The 4,549-nt window shown below is 33.5% G+C and carries 6 protein-coding genes; 2 read left to right on the top strand and 4 right to left on the bottom strand.

The annotated features are described in order from the left end of the window. Positions 1-303 precede the first annotated feature (303 nt). The 3 genes from K9V48_RS27125 to K9V48_RS27115 form a co-directional block, all read right to left on the bottom strand. Positions 304-1,311: a DUF3231 family protein gene (locus K9V48_RS27125; protein WP_224142187.1), complete on the bottom strand. Its 1,008-nt coding sequence runs from the start codon at positions 1,309-1,311 to the stop codon at positions 304-306. A 4-nt stretch (positions 1,312-1,315) separates the two neighbouring features. After that, a complete protein-coding gene (locus tag K9V48_RS29805) occupies positions 1,316-1,576 on the bottom strand; it encodes an AbrB/MazE/SpoVT family DNA-binding domain-containing protein (RefSeq protein WP_224142186.1) in 261 nt (86 codons plus the stop codon). Between the two features lie 363 nt (positions 1,577-1,939). Continuing rightward, a complete protein-coding gene (locus tag K9V48_RS27115) occupies positions 1,940-2,287 on the bottom strand; it encodes a hypothetical protein (RefSeq protein WP_224142185.1) in 348 nt (115 codons plus the stop codon). 271 nt (positions 2,288-2,558) lie between these two features. Between K9V48_RS27115 and K9V48_RS27110 the strand changes: the two genes are divergently transcribed. Continuing rightward, positions 2,559-2,735 (top strand): aspartyl-phosphate phosphatase Spo0E family protein, encoded by a 177-nt coding sequence (locus K9V48_RS27110; protein ID WP_410429805.1) that lies wholly within the window; start codon positions 2,559-2,561, stop codon positions 2,733-2,735. Positions 2,736-2,853: 118 nt separating this feature from the next. On the opposite strand, the gene K9V48_RS27105 is transcribed toward K9V48_RS27110, so the two are convergent. Continuing rightward, positions 2,854-3,924, bottom strand: coding sequence for a hypothetical protein (locus K9V48_RS27105; RefSeq protein WP_224142183.1), 1,071 nt, complete (start codon positions 3,922-3,924; stop codon positions 2,854-2,856). Positions 3,925-4,209: 285 nt separating this feature from the next. Here K9V48_RS27105 and K9V48_RS27100 point away from each other — a divergent pair, with 285 nt between their 5' ends. Continuing rightward, the gene (locus tag K9V48_RS27100) at positions 4,210-4,380 is read left to right on the top strand and encodes a hypothetical protein (RefSeq protein WP_224142182.1); all 171 of its coding nucleotides are present in this window, start codon (positions 4,210-4,212) and stop codon (positions 4,378-4,380) included. Positions 4,381-4,549: the final 169 nt, after the last annotated feature.

The following is a 4,549-nucleotide window of genomic DNA, read 5'->3' as shown; positions in this document are numbered from 1 at the left end:
ATGATAATAATGGGTTGGATGGCACGTGTGGCTGTCATAGTATCTGGCGTAGGTGGGGCCGATATCGGAAGAGGACTTAGATAAAATATCCTTTTTTAGTTGAATAAAATCATACATAAACAATAAACCCCTTGGGCACCAAAGGGGTTATTTTGGTGTAGCTGCCTCTAATTGCAATTATGTCAACTAGAAATGAATAGGGTATACAAATAATTTTTAAGGTGTAAAAGGTTAGAAATAGAAAATTGTACTTCCTGAATGATAGAAAGGATGGTTTATTATTATTAATAATGTGGTGCTTTTTCACTCACCTTTTGTCAATTGATTTCGATCCTCAATCTGTGGTGGTTCTTCCATCCATCCGTTTTTGATCATAATCTTTCCACCTTCTTGAGCGAAAGTGAAAATATCTTTTGCATGAAAGGTCATTTTTGCAGGCAAGTCACTTCGTAAACTAAATGCACCGCCTAATGCATTACTTCCGAGCCCAAATGAAGTTAACAAACTGGTGTTGTACATCATCAATTTATCAGAAAATGGTGCGGTTTTTGACGTAGTTGCTTTACCGGCATGAGTAGCTGGGGGTTCAATAAAACTTTGGCGTAAAAATTCACCTAAATCGATTTCGATTTTTTTTGACAATTTCATTCCTTTGACAAGATAGTTTTGTACTTCTTTATCAGTAGCAACTTGAGCAAATCCAATCATTAATTGCATCCCTACAAGGTTTGTTTCAATGGCATGATGGATAAGAGAAACTTCAACCGTATTCAGGGATCTAGTTTCACTAAACCAATTCAATCCACCCATATAATTTTTATCTTGTACAAAGTTAACCTCTTTTGGCATTGATACATAAGCTGGACGTACCAGAACCCCTTTTTCTAAAAGGAATTGAGTTGATTGGCTGTTCATCGCTTGGGATTCTGCCGTCAAACCTATAAAAAAATCTTCAATATCCTTTCGATAGGACATGCCTGTAAAAAGTGCATAAAGGCTCATTTCCACTTTAGTCATCATATGCAAATACATGATATCGTACATGTAATCATACAACTTTGGAACTCCTTTATGTACATCACTTTCTGTAAAACCAATCGGAATTACTGCCCCTTCTTGTTTAAAAATACTTGTAATCATCTCTACGTTTTTAGCAGCACCATTATAATGCGACTGTAAAAGTTGTTTTTCTTCATTATCTGCGTGCTCTATAAAATGCTCCAATATTCTGAGGATCATGGTTTTTTCTTGATAAGTCATCCACAAATTAGCTAATTCTGATGATGTTAAAGGAATTTTTGACTGATTCATAAGGTTAATTCTCCTTTCTCATTAAATTTGTGATGTCTGCTTTACAAATCGTAATTGAGTTATCGTGAAAACAAAAAGCAATGTTATCTCCTTGGTTAATTTCTAGAACATCCCGAATCAGTTTTGGTATGGTTATTTGTCCTTTGGAACTCACTTTTGCTAACTGTATCTTAATCACCCCCTCAAGAAAATCCTTACAATTCCTTTTTATTCTTTGAAAGAGTAATGTTTTATATTCAATATGAAAACGAGTAAAGTAGAACATCTTTTTGAAATGACGAAGGGTATTAGTGAAAGAAAGATCTAATGTAACATAATGCTTATTTTATTACGTTCGAAAAGCCTTATGTTCTTAAATCTAAAGCTTTTTTGATTTCATATAACATCGCTTATGGTGACTAGAACCCCTTATAAACGAGGTTTTGGTTGCCTTGATGGCAACCTTTTAGCCTTTAAGGCTAGTATTTTATTTTTTGGTCTTTTCCCCTTGTTTTGGGATGGTGGATGGCTGAGGTGTGGGCTAGCCCCACATAACGTAACTGAATAACTAAAGGTCAATACAACGAACGAAAGCACTGGCGGTTTGGCAGGTACTACCCCAACACAAAAAAAGCAAGGTGTATTCACCCTACTTTGAAAATGGAAACCAAAAATTTATGAACATAAAAGGGGATAAAGACTGTTGCTGTTCTTTTTCTAAATAGTCAATGGCTTCTGAAATGGTCATATTGCGCTCATAAATTTCACAACAGAAATTGCAAATAGTGTCATGATAAGCTTCACTGAGTCTTGTTATTTTCAGAATGATTTCTACTGCATCAGGTTCAACTTTGTTAAGTATATCCCTTTCAAATACATCTTCTTCATGTATCAATTTCATGATTGATACACGCTGTTTGAATAAATCCTCTACAACCGATCTAGTTAAAGCGTCCACAGCCATCACCTCACCGTATAACTTCGACAAAGTGATCAAGTTCCCTGCATCCCCTCAGAACGCACAGAAAGACCATACAGCGTTTTTAGTCTATTACCCCTTACATTAAGTTTACAATCCTTAGAGACGAATCTGAGGAGGTCTTATTTGATTACCTATAAGCCTGATTATGTTAACTAAAAGTGAATATAATATACATCTTTAATTTGGTTGTTTTTAACAATTAAATTCTGGTGGATTAAATTCCCTGTTTTTTGTAAAATTAATCTTGTTTTTTAATTATGTAATACATTAAGGAGATAAAATGATAGTGAAAAATCTATATGAGATGTTGTTTGTTCAAATTGAGCGAAAGAGGGAAGAAATGATATTTCTTGGAACTCAACATGGGTTAACCTCTCCAGAAGTGATTAAGGCAAGTCAGCAGCTGGATCATATCCTTAATAATCTCAATCATTTGAAAAATTATACTTATCAATTTAAATAAAGAGTCTTTGGATTTAACAAAAATCCGAAGGCTTTTTTAATTGCCTCTAATTGCAATTATGTAAACTAGTTTTGTATATGGTATTCATGTATTTGGATCTTAAATTTTGTAACTAGAATTATTTATATTTTAAAAATGGCCCCTCAAATGGCCAATTTCTTGAGTGTTTCTTCTTAGTCTTGGGTTTTATAAGCTCCTCTGGAACTTCTTCAATAATTGAATGAAGATCCTGATAATCCTGTTTTATGTTTTCAATATAATAAAGACCGGTATCAGTTTTTTGGGCTTTTTTAATAAATTCCGGCCATAAGTCTATATAAGGCTTTCCTATAATAGCAGCATTCCCCAACTTTTTTGGAATACCTCTCCACCATGTATCACCTATAGAAAACTTTGCCTTTCTCATTTCACCATAAAACGGTTGTAATTGGTCAGAAGCTTTTAACCAAAATCGCTTTAATTCCGTAGTCCATCCAGGCTGGTTCAACACTTCCTCCAAAAACTCCATAGTGATATAAGAAGCTCTAAAGCCTTCCCGTGTAGCACCTATTTTAGGTGGGATATCGATGTCTATATAAGTAAAAGGTTTACTTGGATACCAAACGATTCCTTCACGCAAATTTTCAGACACAAACTGAATAAAATGTTCTTTTCCTTTTTCGGCTAGTTTAAATTGTGGAGGCTCATAAATTCCATATCTTCTAGGTAATGCTTCAGGCAATGTTGATTCAATAAATTCTAAAAATGCTTTAAAGCCATCTTTTATAAAAGTGTGGTCTTTCATGAACCACCATGTCATTTGGAGATAATCTGGTTCGTCTTTTACTTTGATAGTTTCTAGCCTTTTAACGCTACTTGGGGAAGAAATTGTTCCTCGTTCATCAAAAATAATTCCATGTGATGATTGAGCAAGGATTTTAGAAATTTTCTTAAGTATCTGAAATGCTCGTTTTGATGCACCTAAAGGTTCTAAAATAATTTCTGTAAAATACTTAATACCCGGAAGTAGACCAACAACTTCTTCCGGGATATCTTCTTCCATTACTTCTTGAGGATTACCAATCATTATTTGCCAATTTGGACCTTCAAAGATGAGTCCATCATTCTGCCGTTTAGTACCTTCTTGGTGAAAAATTTCATTTTCAAATGAAGTTTTATTTACAGACCAAATGCTAATATCGTAACTCATTTTTTCATTCCTTTAACTAAAAGGTTATGCGTCATTATTTATTATTAAAAACGAAATAAATTCTATTCATAAGATATCATTATGCTAACGGGTTAAAGTAGCATATGGATTTTCGATTTGAAGATCCTTTTTTTATACCGATAAGTTGCTTTATGTCAACTAGTTTTGTATATGATATGCAATAAAGATATATGTAAACCTAATAAAAATTAGGTTTACATATATAAAGGGATATTACTATAATTAATTGTTAAAGAGAAAGGAATTAAAAAGGGGAGTATCTGCTTGTTAGAGAAATTAGAATATGGATCCGTTGTGTTATATGAAGGAAAACCATATAAAATAATGTACATATATAGCTCAGGTTACTGTGAAATTAAAAAAGAGGGAGTTTCGTTAAACAACGGTGAATTAGTACATATATCTGAGTTAACGGGAGTAATAGAAGAAAAGTAGGACTAGGTAAAAGTACAAGAAGAGGCTAAAAGGATCTTTTAATGAACTGCACCCCAATTGTTAGACACAACTAACAATTGGAGGTGCAGTTTTTTATGACCAAATATTCTTTAGAAACAAAATTAACGGCTGTTAACGCTTATCTCGACGGTGTAGAATCCTTTAAAGA

The sequence above is a fragment of the Metabacillus rhizolycopersici genome (assembly GCF_020075705.1).
The sequence above is the reverse complement of the archived record's forward strand: the minus strand, read 5'-3'. Positions and strand labels throughout refer to the sequence as shown.